The following is a 20,742-nucleotide window of genomic DNA, read 5'->3' as shown; positions in this document are numbered from 1 at the left end:
TTGTAGCAGCAGAGGGATAGAGACCGATACAGCAGGCCGCAAGTTAGAGTGCGCTGAGCAAAGCCGGTACGCAGGCCACAGGGTTGTCAGGCAACCTGACCCTTTGCCCGATGTGCGCCTAAGATGGCTATTGAAGCGTCCGCGCCGGCGGCTGGCCGACATGGCTGCGGGCGATGCCGGCATCGGCATCCTCTGCCCCAAAGGCACGATCGAGCCCGGTCGCCACCACAGAAACCCTGAAGCGGCCTTCCATGCTCTTGTCGAAGATGGCGCCGACGATGATGTCGGCGTCCTCATAGACCTCTTCGCGGATGCGGGTGGCGGCCTCGTCGACCTCGAACAGGGTCATGTCTCTGCCGCCAGAGATCGAGACCAGGACACCCTTGGCGCCCTTCATCGACACCTCGTCCAGCAACGGGTTGGCGATCGCGGCTTCCGCTGCCTTCATCGCCCGACCGTCGCCGGAGGCCTCGCCGGTTCCCATCATGGCGCGGCCCATGTCGCGCATCACCGATTTGACATCGGCGAAGTCGAGATTGATCAGCCCTTCCTTGACGATCAGGTCGGTGATGCAGCTGACGCCGGAATAAAGCACGCGGTCGGCAATGACGAATGCATCGGCGAAGGTGGTCTTGGCATCGGCGATCCGGAACAGGTTCTGGTTCGGGATGACGATCACCGTGTCGGCGCTTTCGCGCAGCCGCTCGATGCCCTCTTCGGCCATCTGCATGCGGCGCCTGCCCTCGAAAGCGAAAGGCTTGGTGACGACGCCCACCGTCAGGATGCCGGCCTTGCGCGCCGCCTGGGCAATGATCGGAGCAGCGCCGGTTCCCGTGCCACCGCCCATCCCGGCGGTGACGAAACACATATGCGTGCCGGCCAGATGATCCATGATCTCGTCGAGCGATTCCTCGGCCGCGGCGCGGCCGATCTCGGGAAGCGATCCGGCGCCCAACCCTTCGGTGACATGCGCGCCAAGCTGGATCAGCCGCGTTGCCTTCGACATGGTCAGCGCCTGCGCGTCGGTGTTGGCGGCGATGAATTCGGTCCCCTGAAGCTGCTCCGCGATCATGTTGTTGACGGCGTTGCCGCCGCCACCGCCGACGCCGATAACGGTGATCTTGGGTCTCATCTCGGAGATTTCGGGCTTCTTGAACTCGGCCATGCCTGTTTCTCCTTCGCCAATTGCGCGCGCTTCACGACCCATCCGCAGACTGCCTGGGGAGATTGCAATCGAGCGGCATGACGCGAATCAGTCCGTTCGGATGGGTACCTCAAAAAGCCAGAGAGCGGCCAGAGGTGCAAGTACAGGCAAGGTCAAGTTTTGTGATGACGGTTTTGCACACCGTGGCACCGACGCCGGCAGCCAGGGTCCCGGCTGTGCCGACACGGCTTGCGGCGCTGCGAGCGGTGCGTCTATCATGCCGGACGAGAAGTCGCTGACTTCGGCGTTCTCGCCGCGTTCGGCCAACCGAGACTATCTGCGGCTGATGTCGTCAGGGTCAATTTCAGAACGAATGAAGTAGCGCCCCCCGCCAATGGCCGACAAAACACAATTCGGGTTGACCGCCGTCGACACCGTCCCCTTGCATGAGAAGGTCTATCTGGAGCTTGTCAGAGCCTTGATGTCAGGCCAGTTCTTGCCCGGCCAGAAGCTGACCTCGCGCAAGCTCGCCAAGGAACTCGGCACCAGCGACATGCCGGTGCGCAGTGCCTTCATGCGGCTACAGGCGCTGCGGGCGCTGAGCCCGATGCCGAACGGCAGCGTGGAAGTACCGGTGATTTCGGCTGAGCGGTTCTCACAGCTGACCGCCGTGAGGACGATCCTCGAAGGCTCTGCGACCGAATTTGCAACAAAGCTCATCAACGGCAACAACCTGCGGACGATCCGACGCCACTCCACCGACCTGACTTTGGCGGCCCGCAGGGGCGATATCGACGACTATCTGCGGAAGAACTACGACTTCAAATTCTCGATCTATCGCCATTGCGGCAACGAGCAGATGATCTTCCTGATCGAAACCGTCTGGATGCAGGTCGGCCCTTTTTTGAGGAACCTGGCCATGGGGTTCGAGGACGATCTCGCCTCTATCCTCGACATCGACTATCACGAGGAGGTCGTCGCGGCGATCGAGGCCCAGGACGGGGAGCGCGCGCGCTCGGCCATCGTTCGCGACATCGACGAGGGCGCCACGCATATTCTCCAGCAGGCGCGGTTTCCGGAACCGAGAGCCTAGAGCGGTTCACCGTTTCACGGAAACGCCGAACCGCTCTATCTCTTCGTTTTGACGCAATTCCCTTAGGGAAAGCGCTACGCGCTTTTCCCGGGAAAACCGTTTCACACTTTTCCTGGAATCGCTCTAGGGCGCTAGACCACGGCCATGATCACGTGGGCCTGAATTTTGGCGGCAATCTCGCCGCGGCCATGTCTGTCCGCAATCGCGGAGGCGGCGCAGTCGGTTGCAGCTTCCAGTTCTCCCGCGCCCCTGGCCTCGATTTCGTTGCGAAGAGGAGTTCCCTGGCAATAAGCAACGGCCGCAAGGCGCGGCGAGGATGCACGACTTTGTTCGGCTCTCGTCTCGATCACCACACGGGAGAAGCCCGCGTCCTCCAGTTCTCTACGGATCAGGGCCGTATCGTGGTAGCCGTGTGGCGTGCGTGCCATAAAGCGCGGCGGATCGTTCGGAAACATCCTTGCGAGAGCATTCGTCACATCATTGGCAAATACATTCTCCTCGAGGCGATCCCATACGTTGAACAGAAAATGACCTCCGGGCTTCAGGACCCGCTTTGCTTCGCGGTAGCCAGAGGGGCGATCGGGAAAGAACATCGCGCCGAACTGACAACAAACGAGGTCGAAGGCCGCATCTTCGAACGGTAGCGCCAAAGCGTCCGCCTGGCGCCATTCGATGCGACTGTCGGGACCTTGTTGCGAAGCGGCGTAGTCGAGCATCGGCTGGTTGAGGTCGGTGACGACATAGCTTGCGCTCGTGGACAGTTTGGGCGCCAATGCGCGGGTGACGACCCCGGTGCCCGCGGCGATCTCCAAGACGGCACTTGGCGACAGGGACGCTGCTCGTCGTGCAAGATCCGCGGCGAACGGCTCGAAAATCAACGGCACCATATAGCGGTCGTAGTTTTCCGGAATCGAGCCCGCGAACACCTTGTCCGTTTCTGACATCACCACCACCCGCCATCATTCAAAAGCGCGCGAGACTAGCACATAATTGTCGGCCTGGTCGCTTTTGACCGAGAGGCTCCAACAGCATATGCGGCTATGTCGGCGGTGAACCGCGGCAGTTCAAATGCCCCCTTGGCTTTCCGTCCTCTTGCCTCTATGTTGCGATCGCAGATCGCGCAATTGGTTTTGAAATGCCTCCCGACATCCCGGCTAGTGACTTGAAAAAATAAGGAAACCGCCTGGCAATGGCCAGGTTTCGTTTTCAAAAACTCACAAGCTACTTTTACCAGGGACAGTGTAGCCGATCAGGCTGCGGCACCTTCAAAAACCAGAGGTTACAAATTGAGCGATGCAATTGCGGACGTTTTGAACTGGCTTGAAAGCCGAAGCGACATCCAGAGCCTGAGGGCGGCTGTGTGCGACCTCAACGGCGTCATGCGCGGCAAGCGCATCCCGGTCGAGCAGGCGCGCAAGGCGCTCGAAGGCAAGCTACGGATGCCCTATTCGCTGATCGGGCTCGACATCTGGGGCGAAGACATCGAAGGCAACACGCTGGTTTTCTCGACAGGCGATGCCGACGGGCTTTGCCAATGGACGGGCCGCGGCATCCTCCCGGTGGCCTGGACGGCGCATCCGACGGCGCTTGTCCCGCTCTGGCTCGCCGACGAAACCGGCGCGCCGTATCTTGGCGATCCACGGCGGGCGCTGGCCCGCATTCTCGATCGCTACAAGGCCTTGGGGTTGACCCCGGTCGCGGCGACGGAACTCGAATTCTACCTGGTCGATCCGCAGTCGCAGCGGCCGGTCGGACCCGTCTCGCCGGTCACCGGGCGCCGGCTCGATTCCGATGCGGCGCTGTCGATCGACGAGATCGACGACTTCGAATCTTTCATCCACGACGTCTACGAGGCCTGCCGAACGCAAGGCATTCCAGTCGACACAGCCATTGCCGAAAACGGCGTCGGCCAGTTCGAGATCAATCTGAATCACGTCGCCGACGCCCTGCGGGCGGCTGACGATGCGGTGTTGTTCAAGCGCACGGTGAAGGGCATTGCCCGCAAGCACGGCTTTGCCGCCTGTTTCATGGCCAAGCCCTATGGCGACCGGGCCGGGAACGGCTTTCACGTCCACTTCAGCCTGACCGACGCCGAGGGGCGCAACGTCTTCGACGACGGCACGGACCAGGGCTCGGAGATCATGCGCCATGCGGTCGGCGGCCTGCTCGCGGCGATGGCCGAGAGCACGCTGGTGTTCGCCCCGCACTTCAATTCATACCGCAGGCTTCGTCCGAGATCCTATGCACCGACCGCCGTGGCCTGGGGCTACGAGAACCGCATGGTCGCGATCCGCATTCCCGGCGGCCCGACCGGCGCGCGTCGCATCGAGCATCGCGTTTCGGGAGCGGATGCCAATCCCTACCTCGTGCTTGCCGCCATATTGGGCGCGGCACTGATCGGCATTGAACGACAGATGTCGCCTGGCGATCCGACCGGGAGCGATGGGCAAGGGCTTGTGCCGGCCAAGCTGCCGCCGGACTGGGCATCGGCGATCGCCAGTTTTGAGAGCGGGATACATGTGGCCGAGATCTTTCCGGCAATCCTGCGCGACTCATTTGTCGCCTGCAAACGCCAGGAGTTGAACACGTTCGCCCTCAATGTCAGCGACTTCGAGATCGAGACCTATCTGGAAAGCGTTTGAGGCATCTACGAGGACAGTTCGGCCTTCAGCACCGAGACCGCCACTTCGCTGTTGTGGACATACTCGTTGGCGTCCGGCTGCCGCTGCACCAGCAGGATGAACAAAAGGTCGGTCAGCGCCAGTTGCGCGTCGCGCGCGGTGATGGAGGATGAGCGCGCACGCTCCTCGTCGGCGATGGTGTAAAGGCAGATGTCGGAGACCCGGCTCAGCGGATTGTCGTGGACGCCGGTGACGGCGATCACCATCGTGCCGCGCTTGCGGGCCAGCTCGGCGATGCGGAGGGTTTCGATGCTGGCGCCGGAATAGGAAAGCGCGAACAGCACATCGCCTGGCCCGAGCGTCGAGACATTGGCCATCTGGACGTGGCTGTCGCTGTCGTGCAGGACATTGCGGCCGAGCTTCATCAGCTTGTAAGAGAAATCGCGCGCCACCAGCGAAGAGGCGCCGACGCCGACCAGATGGATGCGGCGCGCGCCGTCCAGCAATTCCAGCGTCCTGGAGATGATCCGCTCGGTGTTGGCGGCGACGGTCCGCTGTATCGACAGAAGCTTGCTGCCGACCAGCTTCTTCAGGATGACCTGGTAGCTGTCGCCGACCTCGATCGAACCGTGGATGACGCCGGCCGGTACGTGCCATTCCTGCGCCTTGGCCTCGCTGACCGCGAGCTTGAGCTCCTGATAGCTGGCATAGCCGAGCTTCTGGCTGAACTTGACGACGCTCGACTGGCTGCGTCCGATCTCGGCCGCAAGTGCGGCCGTCGACAGGCGCAGCATCTGGTCAGGATTGTCGACGATGTACCGGCCGATCTCACGATCGCCAGGCGCCATGCCGTCGAGCTTCGCATTGATCCTGTTCAGAACGGACACGGGATCCCCTTACGCGTTTCAGGCCGGCAAGCCTCACAGTGTGCCACGATAGGAATAAAATATTCCAATTCTGATTGACAGCCAAGAACGCACAATTAATTCTCGAACCTCATCACACAAGGTTTCGGCGCATGGATAGATTGCGGATCGTCGGCGGACAGAGACTGGAAGGCGCGGTCACCATATCCGGCGCCAAGAACGCCGCCCTGCCGCAGATCGCGGCCGCCCTGCTCAGCCCCTACCCGCTCGAACTGACCAACCTGCCTGATGTGACCGATGTCGAAAACATGCTGGGCGTGGTGCGGCTGCACGGCGCCGAAGTGACGAGGTCGGCCCATGCCGCGACGATCGACACCAGCGCCGCCGGTTCCAAGGAGACGTCCTACGACACGGTGCGAAAGATGCGGGCGACGGTGCTCGTGCTGGCGCCGCTGCTGGCTCGGTTCGGCCATGCGCGGGTTTCGCTGCCAGGCGGCTGCGCGATCGGAGCGCGGCCGGTCGACATGCATGTCGCCGCGCTCGCGGCCCTCGGCGCCAGGATCGCCATCGAGAATGGTTCGATCGTCGCATCAGTGCCGAACGGGCTGACCGGCACGCGCATCGTCTTGAGTTCGCCATCGGTAGGAGCGACGGAAACCGCCATGATGGCGGCGGCCACGGCAAGAGGCGAAACCGAGATCCTCAACGCGGCGCGCGAACCCGAAGTGGCGGACCTCGCCGCTTGCCTCAACGCCATGGGCGCGCGCATCGAGGGCGCCGGCACGCACCGCATCCTGATCGCCGGCGACACGAACTGGCATGCCGCAAGGCACGACATCATCCCGGACCGGATCGAGGCCGGTACCTATGCCATTGCCGCGGCCATCACCGGTGGCCAGCTGGAACTGACGCATGCCCGGCTCGAGCATATGGCCTCGGTGGTGCAATTGCTGGAAGCAACGGGCGTCAGCGTCTGGCCAGGCGACCGTGGCCTCATCGTGTCACGCGACCGGCCGTTGAAGGCTGTCGACGTCACGACGGAACCCTATCCGGGTTTTCCGACCGACCTGCAGGCGCAGTTCATGGCGCTGATGTGTTGCGCCGAGGGTGCATCGCTCCTGCGTGAAACCATCTTCGAGAACCGCTTCATGCATGTTCCCGAACTGATGCGGCTCGGCGCCAACATCAAGCTGCAGGGCACCACGGCGCTGGTGCGCGGTGGCGCGAAGCTGCATGGCGCGCCGGTGATGGCCACCGACCTGCGCGCTTCGGTTTCGCTGGTGCTGGCGGCGCTGGTCTGCGAGGGCGAGACGACCATCAACCGCGTCTATCACCTCGACCGCGGCTATGAGCAACTGGACCGCAAGCTGCGCCTGTGCGGTGCCGACATCGAGCGGCTGAGCGCATGAGCAGCGGTGCGGATTATTTTCTCGGCGTCGATGGCGGCGGGACCGGGTGCCGCGGCCGCATCGAGGACGCCCAGGGAAACGTGCTGGGACAGGGCCTGTCGGGACCGGCGACCACGCGGCTCGGCATCGACGCGGCCTGGGCCTCCATCGCGAAAGCCTTTGGCGCGGCGATCGAAGAGGCAGGCTTCGGACCGGCCGACACAGCCAGGATCCGCGCCGGCATCGGCCTTGCCGGCATCGGCCGCAAGGGTGCGCTGGAGGCGTTGCGGGCGATCGCGCATCCGTTTGCCAGCGTCGATTTCGTCAGCGATGGCGTCGGCGCCTGCCTCGGCGCGCATTCCGGCAAGGACGGCGCCATCGTCATTGCCGGCACCGGCTCGATCGGCCTCGGTTTTGTCGACGGGCGCGACCTGCGTGTCGGCGGCTACGGCTTTCCGATCTCCGACGAAGGCAGCGGCGCCGATCTTGGACTGAAGGCCGTACAGCTGGCGTTGCGCGCCCATGATGGCCGGCACGAGCGGACGGCGCTGTTGGCTGAGGTGATGCAGCGCTTCGAGGGCGACCCGATGGCAGCGGTCGCCTGGATGGATCGCGCCAGCGCCACGGACTACGCAGCCCTGGCGCCGATGGTGATGCGCCATGCCGACCAGGGCGATCCGGCAGGGCGGCGCATCGTACAAGGTGCGGCCGAGCAGATCGACACGCTGGTGCGGGTACTCTTCGAACAAGGCGCGCCGCGCGTGACCTTGCTGGGCGGTCTTTCCAGCCCGCTCGAGCCCTGGCTCTCCCCCGATGTCCGGCGCCGCCTGAAGCCCGCTGATGGCGATGCTGTCTCGGGCGCGATCATCCTCGCCAAGCGGTCCTGTGGGGGCGATAGCGTCTTCTCCAGATAGGAATAATCTATTCCATATTCCTGTTGACGGTGCGAATATTCAATTCTAAAAAGTTAACAAACGAAAACAGGGTAGCTGCAAACGGACTCAGGGTCCGTGTGCGCTGGCGCCGGTCGGGAGCTCTGCTCAACGCCGGCCGTGCAGCATGATTTGAAAGCACTGGGATGACCGAACAAGGGTTGATGTCCGAGCTGGACCGGCTGGTTTCCGAGGGCCGCAACCCAAGGACGATGGACATCGACCTGCTGCCGACCATCGACGTCCTGCGCAAGATCAATGACGAAGACGAGGCTGTCCCGGCGGCGGTCGAAAGGGTCGTGCCGGAAATCGCGGCCGCGGTGGACCGTATCGTGCTTGCCTTCCAGAAGGGCGCGCGGCTCATCTATATGGGCGCCGGCACCAGCGGCCGGCTCGGCGTTCTCGACGCTTCGGAATGCCCGCCGACCTTCGGCGTGCCCGAAGGCATGGTCGTCGGCCTGATCGCCGGCGGTCCCGACGCCCTGGTGCGGTCGACGGAAGGCGCCGAGGACGATCCGAAAATGGGCGCCAAGGCGCTGCAGGAGATCGGGCTCACATCAGACGACGTAGTAGTCGGCATCGCGGTCAGCGGGCGCACGCCCTATGTCATCGGCGGATTGAACTATGCGAAGCAAGTTGGCGCGACGACCGTCGCCTTGTCCTGCAATCCGGCTTCGACCATTGCCGGCATCGCCGATATTGCCATCTCGCCGGTTGTCGGGCCGGAAGTGCTGACAGGCTCGACCCGGCTGAAATCGGGAACCGCGCAGAAGCTGGTGCTCAACATGCTGACCACCGCCAGCATGATCCGCATCGGCAAGAGCTACCAGAACCTGATGGTCGACCTTAACCCGTCCAACAAGAAGCTGGTCGCACGGGCGACCAGGATCGTCATGCAGACGACCGGTTGCGCGGCGCAGCAAGCCAAGCAAGCGCTCACCCAGACCGGCAATGATGTGAAGCTGGCGATCCTGGTGACGATCACCGGCTTGGGCGTCGAGGAGGCGCGCGTGGCTCTCGGCAAGGCCGGGGGCTTCCTGCGAAAGGCAATCAGCGACACGACAGCATGAAGCTACAGGAGACACGACGGCAAAGCCGCATGAGACAAGACGGCAAAGCCGCATGAGACAAGACGGCGTGAAGCCGCATAGACTGGGCCGATAACTCCAAAGCATGTGTGTCTTGGAAGCGGTCCGCAGAAACTGCAAGGCATCAAGTTCAATCATAATGGGAGACGAGAATGGTTCACCTCACAAGAAAGCTGCTGTCGAGCATCACGCTGGCCGCGATGCTCGGCGTGGCTGTGGTTTCAACGCAGGCGAATGCAGCGACGCTGCATATGGCCTGGTCGCAGGACGCCACCGGGCTTGATCCGCACAAGCAGACGGCGTTTTCGTCGCTACGGCTGCTGGAGCTGATTTATGAGCCGCTGGTGCGGGTCGACGCCAGCCTGCAGATCATCCCCGCCATCGCCACCTCGTGGGAATTCTCCAAGGACGGCATGGAGCTGACCTTCAAGCTCGATCCCAAGGCGAAATTCCAGGACGGCGCAGCGGTGACCTCGGCCGACGTCAAGGCATCGTTCGAGCGCATCCTCGACGAGAAGACGGGCGCGGCCGCACGCGCCAACTTCCTGTCGATCGCCAGCATCGACACGCCCGATCCGACGACCGTCGTGTTCCATTTGTCACAACCGGACGTGCCTATCCTGACAGCGATGAGCGACGTCAATGCGGCCATCGTTCCGGGAAGCGAAATCAAGGCTGGCTCGATCGGCACCAAGGCGGTCGGCTCCGGCCCCTTCAAGCTCGACAAATGGGACCCCAACGCCAAGGAAGTTCTGAGCGCCAACAAGGATTGGGCCGGCGGCCCGACCGGCGTCGACGGCATCGAGATCAGCGTGCTTCCCGACGAAGCCGCGATCCTGGCCGCCATGCGCACCAAGCAGATCGATTTCGCGCTGCTCAACGACCCGCTTGTCGCCACGCTGGTACCGAAGGAAGCCAGCCTGCAGCTGAACCGCGTGCCGGTGCTCGCCTATCACGTACTGCAGCTCAACCCGTCACGCAAGCCGATGACCGAGCTCAAGGTGCGCCAGGCCATCTCCTGCGCCATCGACCGGCAGGAGGTGCTCGACACCGCTTCGCTCGGCGAAGGCAAGGTCACCGGACCGCTGACGATCCCGGCTCTGGCGACCGATCCGAGCCAGCTGTTCTGCTACAAGCGCGACGTCGAAAAGGCCAAGAAGCTGATGTCCGAGGCCGGTTATGCCGACGGCTTTTCGGCGACCGTGATCGGCGCCACCGGCGAGCCGCCGACGGCGGCCGCGGAAGCCCAGGTCATCCAGTCGCAGCTGGCAGAGATCGGCGTCAAGCTCGACATCAAGATGATGGAGCTCAACGTCTATGTCGACGCCTGGCTGAAAGGCGATTTCGACATGGCGATCGCGCTCAATGGCGGCCGTGCCGACCCCTACACCATGTACAACCGCTACTGGACCAAGGCAGGCAATTTGCAGAAGGTGGCCAACTACATCGACGACACGCTCGACAGCCAGATGCAGAAGGGCCGCGCCGAGACCGACCCGGCGGCGCGCAAGGCGATCTTCGCCGAGTTCGAGAAGCACCTCGCCGAGGTGTCGCCGTGGATCTGGCTCTACACCTCGTACAGCTATACGGCGCAGCAGAAGAACATCGCCGGGTTCGTACCGACGCCGACGGGCACGCTGTTCAGCCTGAGCAAGGTGACCATCCAGCAGTAGCCGCCGGAATTGGACGAGAGGACTTCTTCGCGTGAATTATCTGATGCGACGACTGGCGACGTTTCCTCTCGTCCTGCTTGGCGTGTCCATCCTGGTCTTCGTTGCGATCCGGATGGTGCCGGGCGATTCGATCACGGCGATGCTGGGCACCGAGGCCGGCCTGCTGACGCCGGCGCAGCGTGACTCGCTCGCCGCCTATTTCGGCATCGACCAGCCCTGGTTCGTCCAGTACTGGCGGTGGATAGGCGGCATCCTGCACGGCAATCTCGGCATCTCGGTCACCTATGGCAGGCCGGTGCTCGACGTCATCCTCGAGCGCTTCCCGCTGACGCTCGAACTCGCTGTGCTCTCAATGGTCATCGCGCTTGCGGTTGGCATGCCTGCCGGGATCTTTGCCGCCACGCACAATGAGAAACTGTCCGATCTCGGGGTGCGCATCGTTGCCATGATCGGCCAGTCCACACCGAGCTTCGTGCTCGGCCTGCTGATCATCTATACGCTGTCGGCCGGCTTCGGCGTGCTGCCGGCGATGGGCGAATTCGCGCCGCTCTGGCAGGATCCCCTGCGCAATCTCAGCCAGCTGATCCTGCCTGCCATCACGCTCGGTTTCGCCTTCGCAGCCTCGGTCACCCGCATATCGCGCTCGGCCATGCTCGACGTGTTGAGTGACGACTATGTCCGGACGGCCCGCAGCAAAGGCGCCTCTGCGCGCAGCGTCATCTGGCGGCACGCACTGCCCAATGCGCTGATCCCCGTCGTCACGCTGAGCGGCATCGAGTTCGGCTATCTGCTGGGTGGCGCCGTCATCGTCGAGCAGATCTACGCGCTGCCCGGTCTCGGGCGCATGGTGCTGGACGCGATCCAGCAGCGCGACTACGCGCTGGTGCAAGGCGCCGTGCTGTTCATCGCCTTCAACTTCATGATCGTCAATCTCCTGGTCGACCTCGCCTATGTCGCGCTCGATCCGCGCATCCGGCTGGGAGAGCCGTGATGCGCATTCTGCGCGCAATCTTCGGCCATGGCAGCGGCCGCATCGGCGGCTTCATCGTCGGCGTCTATCTCTTGGTCGCCATCCTCGGCATGCTGGGGCTGACGCCGCACAATCCCATCACGCAGTACCGGGTCGACCGGCTGCATGCACCCAACGGCGCCTACTGGATGGGCACCGACCTGTTCGGCCGCGACGTCGCCAGCCGGCTGATGGCGGGCGTCGGGCAGTCGTTCACGGTCGCCTTCTTCTCGGTCGCCTTCGCGACGCTTGCCGGCACCGTTCTGGGGCTGGCCGCAGCCTGGCTCGGGCACCGCTGGGACGGCGTGCTGATGCGGATCATGGATGTGCTGCTGGCCTTCCCGGCAATCCTTCTGGCGCTCCTCATCGTCACGGTTGCCGGGCCGGGCACATGGACCAGCGTCGTTGCCATCGGCATCGTCTACACGCCGATCTTCACCCGCGTGGTGCGCGGCCCTGCTTTGTCACTCAAGGCGCGCGAATTCGTTGACGCCGCGCGCACCTTCGGCAGCAGTTCGAGCTACATCGTTTCCCGCCATTTGCTGCTCAATTTGGTGGCGCCGTTGACCGTCCAGGTGACGCTGGCGCTGGCCTGGGCGCTGCTGACGGAAGCCGGCTTGAGTTTCCTGGGGCTCGGCACGCAGCCGCCCGCCGCCTCGCTCGGCCTGATGTTGAGCGACAGCCGCAATCTGATGGAGACGGCGCCGTGGCTGATGATCTTCCCCGGCCTGGCGATCATGATCAGCATCCTCGGCTTCAACCTGCTTGGTGATGCCTTGCGCGACATCCTCGATCCGAAGATGCGGAGGGCGCCGGCATGATCCCGTTGCTGTCCGTATCGGATCTTCGCGTCGGCTTCGGCCGCAAACCGCAAGCCAATGAGGTGGTGCGCGGCGTCAGTTTCGATCTGGCCGACGGCGAGACACTGGCCATTGTCGGCGAAAGCGGCTCGGGCAAATCGGTCACCGCCTTGTCGATCAACCGTCTGATCGATTTCGGCGGCGGCCGCATCACCGGGGGCGCGATGAAGCTGAAGCGCGCCGATGGCAGCCTCTTCGACCTGATGACCGCCACCGAACCGCAACTGACAGGCATTCGCGGCGCCGAGATCGGCATGATCTTCCAGGAGCCGATGACCTCGCTCAATCCGGTGCTGACCATCGGCAGGCAGATCGAGGAATCGTTTCGGCTGCACCGTGGGCTGACCGGCAGGCAAGCCACGGCGGCGGCCAAGGATGCGCTCGACCGCGTGCGCATTCCCGACGCCGCGCGGCGGCTGAAATACACGCCCAACCAGCTGTCCGGGGGAATGCTGCAGCGGGTGATGATCGCCATAGCGCTGGCCTGCAATCCGCGCCTGCTCATCGCCGACGAGCCGACGACGGCACTCGACGTCACGGTGCAGGCGCAGATCATGGCGTTGCTCGCCGAGTTGAAGCGGGAAACCGGCATGTCGATGATCTTCATCACCCACGACATCGGCCTGGTCGCCGGCATCGCCGACAGGGTGATGGTGATGCAGAACGGGCAGGCCGTGGAGCAAGGCGAGCTGAACCAGATCCTCGACAATGCACGGCATCCCTATACGCAGCACCTGCTGCAGGACGTGCCGCATTTCGCCAATGGCAGCGCGACGCGTGCCGACGGGCAGCGCCACAAGGGTGCAAGCGCCGAGCCGGCCTTGAAGGTGGATAACCTGGTTGTACGATTTCCCCTCAAGAGCAGCTTCTTCAGCCGCGCCACAGGCGCTGTGCATGCCGTCGACGGCGTCGATTTCGACCTGATGCCCGGCGAGACGCTGGCCATTGTCGGCGAGAGCGGTTCGGGCAAATCGACCACCGCGCGCGCCGTCCTGGGGCTAGTGCGGTCGACACACGGCAGCTTCTCGGTCGGCGTCCGAAAGGCATCGGCCGAGCAGAGCGCCCTGCCCGTGCAAATGGTGTTCCAGAACCCCTATGCCTCGCTCAATCCAAGGCTCAGCATCGAGAGCATCCTGGCCGAGCCGGTGATCGCCACCGGCGGCCGGGTGACGACTGAAACGCGGGCCAGGATGGGAAGCCTGCTAGAGCGCGTCGGCCTGCCGAAGGACAGCCTTGAACGCTACCCCCACGAATTCTCCGGCGGCCAGCGGCAAAGGCTGTGCATCGCCCGCGCGTTGATGCTCAACCCTTCTGTGGTCGTTCTCGATGAAGCGGTGTCGGCGCTCGATGTTTCGGTGCAGGCCAAGGTGCTGGAGTTGCTGGTCGACCTGCAGCGCGAGTTCGGGCTGGCCTATCTGTTCATCTCGCACGACATGGCCGTCGTCGAGCGGATCGCCCACCGGATCGCCGTCATCTATGCCGGCCAGATCGTCGAAATCGGCGACGCGACCTCGGTGCTGTCGAAGCCGCAGCATTCCTATACGAAGAAGCTCATCGCCGCCGTTCCGACCATCGACCGGCGCCACGAACATTTCGAACTCGACACCCGCCAGGTCCCCTCGCTGGTGCGCCCGCAGGGGTACGAGCCGGCGCCGGCGAGATGGGAGCAGTTTGGGCCGGACCATCGAGCGAGGGCGGAGGTGTGATGAGTGGTGTCTTGGGATATGTGAGGTCGGCGGGACAGCACCCCCCTCTGTCCTGCCGGACATCTCCCCCGCAAGGGGGGAGATCGGATGTCACCATCGCTTTCGCCAACCTCCTGCGTTGGAAAGCCGGCGGCACGCACGAACCGCCAATCTCCCCCGTTGTGGGGGAGATGCCCGGCAGGGCAGAGGGGGGTGGGACGGAACGCTACCTTTCGGATGGAGCCTGGCATTGAGCGCCCTCGCCCAGCTCTTCGATCGCGCGTTCCAGCCGCTGAAAGCTGCAGTGGTCGCCAAGCGCATTCCCGGCGGCGTGCTCGGTATTGTCGACAAAGATGGCGCACGCATCGTCAGATCGGTCGGCTCCGCGCAGTTGGTGCCGAAACCAAGACCCATGCAGGACCAGACATGGTTCGATCTGGCGTCCCTGACCAAGGTCATCTTCACGACGCCGCGCATCCTGACGCTGGCGGAAAACGGCGGCATCGATCTCGATGCGCCGCTGATCTCGGTGCTGCCGGACCTGCGCCAGTATGATCAAGAGGCTTGGGAGCGGAAGGTGACCTTCCGCCAGTGCCTTGGCCACAAGACGCCGTTTCCCGCCGTCGAGCCTATCTATACCTATGGGCGCGATCCCGAGCTGCTGCGTGCCTTCATCCTGCAGCGCGAATGGCGCGCCTGCGACCCGGTCTATTCCGACATCAACTTCATCCTGCTCGGCTTTGCGCTGGAGCGGCTGTCGGGAAAAACAATCCGGAACATGGATCCCGGCCCGGGCTTCGCGTTCTCCGCCGAGCCGGACGCTGCCGCTGCGACCGAGGACTGCACCTGGCGCCATCGCGTTTTGTCCGGCGAGGTGCACGACGACAATTGCTCGGCACTGCAAGGGGCCGGACATGCCGGCCTGTTCGGAACAGCCGCTTCCGTCCTCGATTTCGCGCAGGGGCTATTGGACGGCACGGGTGCGTCCGAGCGTTCGATCGAGCTGATGCGCACGCCCTTGTCCGCCACCCGCACCCACGGCTGGGAGCGCCCCTATGAGGGCTGGTCCGGCGGGCCGCTGTGCAGCCCAGGAACCATCGGCCACACCGGCTTCACCGGCACGGGACTGTGGATCGACTTCGACAGAGGCAAGGCCTGGACCTTGCTCACCAACCGGATCCATCCGACACGTCATTTCGACAGCGGCATCGCCGCGCTTCGGCATGCCGTCGGCGATCTTGTCAACGAGGATTGTTAGGGAAGTGACCATGGAACCAATCTGGGCCGTCGGCCTGATGACCGGCACCGTGCTTGACGGCAACATCGACGTCGCGCTGATCAAGACCGATGGCGAGCGCATCGACGATTTCGGCACCTATCGGCTGATGCCCTATCCCCCGTCGATCCGTTCGCTGCTGGAAGAGACGCTGAACGAGGCAAGAGCCTGGAATTTCACCGGGCCGGAGCCGGCGATCTTTCGCAAGGCGGAAGAAGCCCTGACGCGTGCCCAATCGGCGGCGGTCAAGGAACTCGTGGAAAGCTACGGGATGAAGATGGCCGATATCGGCGTCGTCGGCTTTCACGGCCAGACCGTGCTGCATCGCGCGCCACAGGTGGGCCGGCTCGGCCAGACCCGGCAGCTCGGCGACGGCGAACTCATGCACGCAATCCTCGGCACCAAGGTCGCCTATGATTTCCGCTCGGCCGACATGCGCGCCGGCGGGCAAGGCGCGCCATTGGCCGCTGCCTATCACACCGCTTTGATGCGCAGCGCCGGCGCCAGCGGCGAGGTGGCGGTGCTCAACCTCGGCGGCGTCGCCAACATCACCTGGTGGGATGGTGCCGACAACGTCGTCGCCTTCGATACCGGACCGGCCAATGCGCCATTGAACGATTTCATCAAATCGAAAGGGCTCGGCGACATGGACCGCGACGGCGCGCTCGGCCGGGCGGGAACGGTCGACGAGGCACGGCTCGCCAAGCTGCTGCAGCACCCTTATCTGACCAAGCCCTACCCGAAATCGCTGGACCGTTTCGACTTCGGCGCCGCGATGGCGGACGGCATGAATGCCGAGGATGGCGCAGCCCTTTTGACCGCCTTCACCGCTGCCGCCGTCGGCAAGGCGCTCGACCTGTTGCCGCGCCGGCCGAAAAAACTCGTGGTCAGCGGCGGTGGCCGCCATAACCCGACAATGATGGCGATGCTCGCCAGCCGCGCTGGCGTCGAGGTGGTGCAGGCCGAAAGCCTTGGCTGGAGCGGCGACGCGGTAGAGGCGGAGTGCTTTGCCTTCCTCGCGGTCCGCGTGCTGAGGGGCCTGCCGATCAGCTTCCCCAGCACGACCGGCGCGCCGCAGCCGATGCGCGGCGGACGGCTCGCCGGTTAGTCAGGCCCCTGGAAGCGTCTTCCGCAGGAAGATGCGGCTGCGGCCGACAGGGAAATCGGCAAGCGTTCCGAAGGGCTGATAACCCTGGCGCTGATAGACCTTGGCGGCGTGCGGATTGAAGGTGTCGATCCAGGCATTCCGGCAGCCGCGCGCCACCGCTTCCTGCTCGGCCGCATCCAGCATGTTGCCGGCCATCTGCTGGCCGCGCAGCCTTTCATCGACCCACAGCCACTGCACATAGAGCCAGCCCCAGGCGGTGTAGCCCGAGATGCCGGCGACGACGGCGCCATCCTCGTCGCGCACGAACACGGCCAGGGCCTTTCTTTCGGAAGTACCGACGTCGCCGTCGTTGAACGCCGTCAGCCGTTCGGCGAGAAAGGTGAGTTCTTCCGGCGAGGGATTTGCCGTCGTTTCAAGTTTCGTCTTCATGGCTCTTTTCCAAGATGCGCAGCATGGCGCTCATGCAATGTCTATATCGGGTCCCGAACAGGATGCGGATCGGCATCGCCGCCATTGCGAAACTCGGAGGCGGCAATGCCGTAGCGCTTGAGCTTGTCGTAGAAGGTCTTGCGCGGCACGCCGAGTGCGTCGATGGCACTGCGCACATCGCCACCGTGGTCGCGCAGCGCGTCGCGGATGAGTTGCGCCTCGTAGTGGCCGACCCGTTCAGGCAGTGTGGCCGCCGGCTCCGGCAAGTGCGCGGGAACCGCTTTCGTCTCGTCGTCCGGGCCGAGGCCGAGCGCGACGCGATCGGCAAAATGCGCAAGCTCGCGCACATTGCCCGGCCATGCATGCGACTGGAGATGATCGCTGACCGCCGCATTCACCCCGGCGACCGGCCGGCCGAATCGTTCCGCGGCCTTGCCGAGGAAATGGCCGAACAGCATCGGGATGTCGCCACGCCGCTCGCGCAATGGCGGAATGCGCAGAGTCACCACGTTGAGGCGGAAATAGAGATCCTCGCGAAAGTCGCCGCGCTGGTCCTGCCGTCCGAGATCCACCTTGGTCGCCGCGACGACCCGGAGGTCGACGCGCCGGGTCTCGTTCGAGCCAAGCGGGGTGACGCTGCGCGTTTCGAGCACACGCAGCAGCTTGACCTGGAGGGCTGGCGGCATGGATTCGATCTCGTCGAGGAACAGCGTGCCGCCGCTGGAATGCTCGATGCGGCCGATCCGCCGCCGCTGCGCGCCGGTGAACGCGCCCGCCTCGTGGCCGAACAGCTCGCTTTCTATGACTGTCTCCGGCAGGGCGCCGCAATTCAGCGCCACGAAGGGCTTTGCGCGCCGCCGCCCCCATCTGTGCAAGAGGTCGGCCACCACTTCCTTTCCGGTTCCGGTCTCGCCCTCCACCAGCACGTCGACGTCCATGTCGGCGATCTGCCGCAAGGTCTCGCGCAGCCGCCGGATGACGGGCGCTTCACCGATCAGCGGCAGGCCGTCGGCAGCCTGCGCCGCTGCCTCGCGCAGCCGCCGGTTTTCCATCACCAGCCGCCGCTTCTCCGATGCCCGTCTCAACGCCTCGACGAGGCGATCTCCGGCATAGGGTTTCGGGATGAAATCGTAAACGCCATCCTTGAGCGCGGCGACCGCAAGATCGACGTCGCCATGCCCGGTGACCAGGATCACCGGTATGTCGGGGTCGATCGCCTTGATGCGATCGAACAGCTGCAGCCCGTTCATGCCCGGCATACGGATGTCGCTGACGACCACGCCCTCGAAATTCCTGTCGACGACGGCAAGCGCCGCCTCGGCGGCGTCGAGCGCGACCACCGCGAAGCCGGCAAGTTCGAGCAATTGCGTGGTGGCGTGAAGCAGGTCCGCATCGTCCTCGACGAGCGCCACCAGCCCTGATGCGTGTGTCATTCAATTTGCCTCAAGTCGATGGTGAAGGATGCGCCGCCGGCGCTATCGGGATCGAGCCGGAGCGTACCGCCCAATTCCTGGGCGATCTCCTGCGAGATCACCAGTCCGAGGCCAAGCCCCTTCTCCTTGGTGGTCTGGAACGGCATGAACAGATTGCCGGCCGCTTCCGGTCCGAGGCCAGGGCCGTTGTCGCGCACCGAAATCAGCACCCTGTCGTCGCGCTCGGCGATGTCGATCTCGATGCGGGGATCGGGCTGGTCCTTCATGGCGTCCAGCGCATTCTGCAACAGGTTGACGAGGATCTGCTCGAGCCGGATACGGCTGGCCATGACCACCGGCGACGCACTGCCGCGCGGCTTGACGATGGTCACGCCGGAATCACGGATGCGGCCGGACAGAAGCGACAGTGCGCCATCGATCGCCTCGCGAACCGGCAATGGCGAGGCGGCGACGCCTGGCCGCCGGGCAAAGGTGCGCAAGGTGCTGGTGATCGCGCCGATGCGCTCGGTCATCGAAACGATCGATGTCAGATTGCCGCTGACCGGCTCGCTCTTGCCGGTGTCGAGAAAGCGGCCGGCGTTCTCGGCATAGGTGCGGATGGCGGCGACAGGCTGATTGATCTCGTGCGCCACGCCGGCGGCGATCTGGCCGAGGATGGAAAGCCGGTTGGCCTGGGCGAGATCGTCACGCAGCCGGCGGACCTTGGCTTCGGCGTTCTCACGCTCGGCGATTTCGCCGGCAAGCGCCGTGTTGGATCGGGTCAGCTCGGCCGTTCGCGTGCTCACCCGGCTCTCCAGTTCGGCATTCATGCGCGCCAGCGCTTCCTGCCGCAGCCGGCGGGCGCGCCGGCGCCGGGTCAGCACGAAGGCAAGCAGGCCCATGAGCAGCAACCCGAGCAGCGTGGTCAGGCGCGCCGTGTTGGCGGCGGACGACAAAGCCGCGTCGGCGGGCGTCAGCAGCCACAGACGCCAGCCGGGCACCGCACCGGGCAGGTCCTGTACCACTTCAACGAACTGGCGCGGCTTTCCGGAGCTGTCGATTGTCGCCAGGCCGTCACCGGCACCGCGTTGCAACGGCAGCGGTTCGAAGCCGGCATCGGCCAGCTGAAGCTGCTCGCGGGCAGCAGCAGCATCCGCGGCCGAGAGTGGCGCCAGGGCATGAAACCGCCACTCGGGCTGGCTGGTGGCCAGCACCACGCCGCGTTCGTCGGTGACGAAAACAAGAAAGCCGCTGGAGCGCCAATTGGCTTCGACGCGGTCGAGTTCGACCTTCAGCACCGCAACGCCAAGCGGCTTGCCGCCATCATCGACGCGGCTGGCGAGGTAAAGACCCGGCCGGCCGCTGATCGTGCCGAGGCCATATTGGCTGGCGGCACCCTTGGCCATCGCCTCCCGGAAATAGTGCCGAAAATTATAGTCGATGCCGACAAAGCTCGTCGGCTCGCCGGCATTGCTGGCTGATATCGCGATGCCGGCCGTGTCGATGACATAGATGGCTGACGCCGATGCATCGCCGGCAATCGCCCTGAGCTTGTCGTTGAGGGCCGCTTCTTGCATCTTTCCGGCCCGGCGCAGCGCCCCGCGCACGGCATCGTCGCGTGACAGCACCAATGGAACCAGGCGCTGCTTTTCGATTTCGCCGGTCAGGGTTCCCGCCGCCAGTGGCAGGGCGGCAAGTGCTCCGTCGCGCAGATTGTCGGCCGCCTGGCCGGTGGCGATGCGACCGGCGATGGCGATCGCGCCTGCCAGAACCGCAAGAGCGACGATCACGACACGCCAGCGGCCATCGCGCAGCCGGGCCACCGCTTCGCGCAGCAATTCACGGACGGCCGCGTATCCCCTGTCGATGCCTGCTTGCGACGTCTGCCCTCTCCCTTTTCCTCGCGGCCCGTTTTTCCCCGCAGCCTTGCGGTCCAGTGTAATGCGAAATTCCGCCCAGGCAAACGCTGCCTGTGCGGAAATCCGCACAGGCATTCGCGGCAAAGCGCCTGACAACCGCCGAAATCCAGGGATTCCGGCCTTTCACCGATCTGGCACAGCGCTTGCAAAAGTCCTTGCAGCGGCGTGCGACCGGAGCGCCGCGATGGGAGAAGTTCACGCAGGGCGGTGCATTCCGTCCATCCGGCCAGGGAGAGTTC

General features: G+C 64.4%; 17 protein-coding genes. 11 read left to right on the top strand and 6 right to left on the bottom strand.

The genetic code is table 11. From position 1 onward, the window contains the following. Nucleotides 1-127: 127 nt before the first annotated feature. Entirely contained in the window at nt 128-1,165 is a 1,038-nt protein-coding gene (gene ftsZ / locus AC0ZT5_RS01330; protein WP_488494954.1) for a cell division protein FtsZ, read from the bottom strand. Between the two features lie 373 nt (nt 1,166-1,538). Here ftsZ and AC0ZT5_RS01325 point away from each other — a divergent pair, with 373 nt between their 5' ends. After that, a complete protein-coding gene (locus AC0ZT5_RS01325) occupies nt 1,539-2,237 on the top strand; it encodes a GntR family transcriptional regulator (protein ID WP_488494953.1) in 699 nt (232 codons plus the stop codon). Nucleotides 2,238-2,368: 131 nt separating this feature from the next. Here the strand turns inward: AC0ZT5_RS01325 and AC0ZT5_RS01320 are convergent, their stop codons facing one another. Next, the gene (locus AC0ZT5_RS01320; protein ID WP_488494952.1) at nt 2,369-3,181 is read right to left on the bottom strand and encodes a class I SAM-dependent methyltransferase; all 813 of its coding nucleotides are present in this window, start codon (nt 3,179-3,181) and stop codon (nt 2,369-2,371) included. A gap of 342 nt (nt 3,182-3,523) precedes the next feature. Between AC0ZT5_RS01320 and AC0ZT5_RS01315 the strand changes: the two genes are divergently transcribed. Next, the gene (locus AC0ZT5_RS01315) at nt 3,524-4,879 is read left to right on the top strand and encodes a glutamine synthetase family protein (RefSeq protein ID WP_488494951.1); all 1,356 of its coding nucleotides are present in this window, start codon (nt 3,524-3,526) and stop codon (nt 4,877-4,879) included. A gap of 5 nt (nt 4,880-4,884) precedes the next feature. Here the strand turns inward: AC0ZT5_RS01315 and AC0ZT5_RS01310 are convergent, their stop codons facing one another. Next, nucleotides 4,885-5,745, bottom strand: coding sequence for a MurR/RpiR family transcriptional regulator (locus tag AC0ZT5_RS01310; protein ID WP_488494950.1), 861 nt, complete (start codon nt 5,743-5,745; stop codon nt 4,885-4,887). Between the two features lie 131 nt (nt 5,746-5,876). Between AC0ZT5_RS01310 and murA the strand changes: the two genes are divergently transcribed. The 9 genes from murA to AC0ZT5_RS01265 all read left to right on the top strand — a co-directional run bounded on the left by murA (nt 5,877) and on the right by AC0ZT5_RS01265 (nt 16,743). Beyond that, a complete protein-coding gene (gene murA / locus AC0ZT5_RS01305; protein WP_488494949.1) occupies nt 5,877-7,133 on the top strand; it encodes a UDP-N-acetylglucosamine 1-carboxyvinyltransferase in 1,257 nt (418 codons plus the stop codon). Further along, nucleotides 7,130-8,026 carry a glucosamine kinase nucleotide-binding domain-containing protein gene (locus AC0ZT5_RS01300; protein ID WP_488494948.1) on the top strand — a complete coding sequence of 299 codons (897 nt, stop codon included), beginning with the start codon at nt 7,130-7,132 and terminating at the stop codon, nt 8,024-8,026. The genes murA and AC0ZT5_RS01300 overlap by 4 nt, the downstream gene beginning before the upstream one ends. 164 nt (nt 8,027-8,190) lie before the next feature. Continuing rightward, complete coding sequence (gene murQ, locus AC0ZT5_RS01295) at nt 8,191-9,114, top strand: N-acetylmuramic acid 6-phosphate etherase (protein WP_488494947.1); 924 nt, start codon at nt 8,191-8,193, stop codon at nt 9,112-9,114. 170 nt (nt 9,115-9,284) lie between these two features. Continuing rightward, nucleotides 9,285-10,805, top strand: a complete 1,521-nt coding sequence (locus tag AC0ZT5_RS01290) for an ABC transporter substrate-binding protein (protein ID WP_488494946.1) — start codon at nt 9,285-9,287, stop codon at nt 10,803-10,805. Between the two features lie 31 nt (nt 10,806-10,836). After that, complete coding sequence (locus tag AC0ZT5_RS01285; protein ID WP_488494945.1) at nt 10,837-11,796, top strand: ABC transporter permease; 960 nt, start codon at nt 10,837-10,839, stop codon at nt 11,794-11,796. After that, on the top strand, nt 11,796-12,635 hold the full coding sequence (locus AC0ZT5_RS01280) for an ABC transporter permease (RefSeq protein ID WP_488494944.1): 840 nt from the start codon (nt 11,796-11,798) through the stop codon (nt 12,633-12,635). Before AC0ZT5_RS01285 ends, AC0ZT5_RS01280 begins: the two co-directional genes overlap by 1 nt. Further along, nucleotides 12,632-14,380, top strand: a complete 1,749-nt coding sequence (locus AC0ZT5_RS01275) for an ABC transporter ATP-binding protein (protein WP_488494943.1) — start codon at nt 12,632-12,634, stop codon at nt 14,378-14,380. The genes AC0ZT5_RS01280 and AC0ZT5_RS01275 overlap by 4 nt, the downstream gene beginning before the upstream one ends. A 229-nt stretch (nt 14,381-14,609) precedes the next feature. Continuing rightward, nucleotides 14,610-15,617 (top strand): serine hydrolase domain-containing protein, encoded by a 1,008-nt coding sequence (locus tag AC0ZT5_RS01270; protein WP_488494942.1) that lies wholly within the window; start codon nt 14,610-14,612, stop codon nt 15,615-15,617. 10 nt (nt 15,618-15,627) lie between these two features. Beyond that, nucleotides 15,628-16,743: an anhydro-N-acetylmuramic acid kinase gene (locus tag AC0ZT5_RS01265; RefSeq protein WP_488494941.1), complete on the top strand. Its 1,116-nt coding sequence runs from the start codon at nt 15,628-15,630 to the stop codon at nt 16,741-16,743. On the opposite strand, the gene AC0ZT5_RS01260 is transcribed toward AC0ZT5_RS01265, so the two are convergent. Genes AC0ZT5_RS01260 through AC0ZT5_RS01250 form a run of 3 tightly spaced genes read right to left on the bottom strand, consistent with a single transcriptional unit; the run spans nt 16,744 to nt 20,572 of the window. Continuing rightward, complete coding sequence (locus AC0ZT5_RS01260; RefSeq protein WP_488494940.1) at nt 16,744-17,172, bottom strand: GNAT family N-acetyltransferase; 429 nt, start codon at nt 17,170-17,172, stop codon at nt 16,744-16,746. Between the two features lie 41 nt (nt 17,173-17,213). Continuing rightward, nucleotides 17,214-18,605, bottom strand: a complete 1,392-nt coding sequence (locus AC0ZT5_RS01255; RefSeq protein WP_488494939.1) for a sigma-54-dependent transcriptional regulator — start codon at nt 18,603-18,605, stop codon at nt 17,214-17,216. After that, a complete protein-coding gene (locus AC0ZT5_RS01250; RefSeq protein WP_488495271.1) occupies nt 18,602-20,572 on the bottom strand; it encodes a sensor histidine kinase in 1,971 nt (656 codons plus the stop codon). Before AC0ZT5_RS01250 ends, AC0ZT5_RS01255 begins: the two co-directional genes overlap by 4 nt. Nucleotides 20,573-20,742 lie beyond the last annotated feature (170 nt).

The organism is Mesorhizobium sp. CNPSo 4670 (assembly GCF_057784235.1).
The sequence above is the reverse complement of the archived record's forward strand: the minus strand, read 5'-3'. Positions and strand labels throughout refer to the sequence as shown.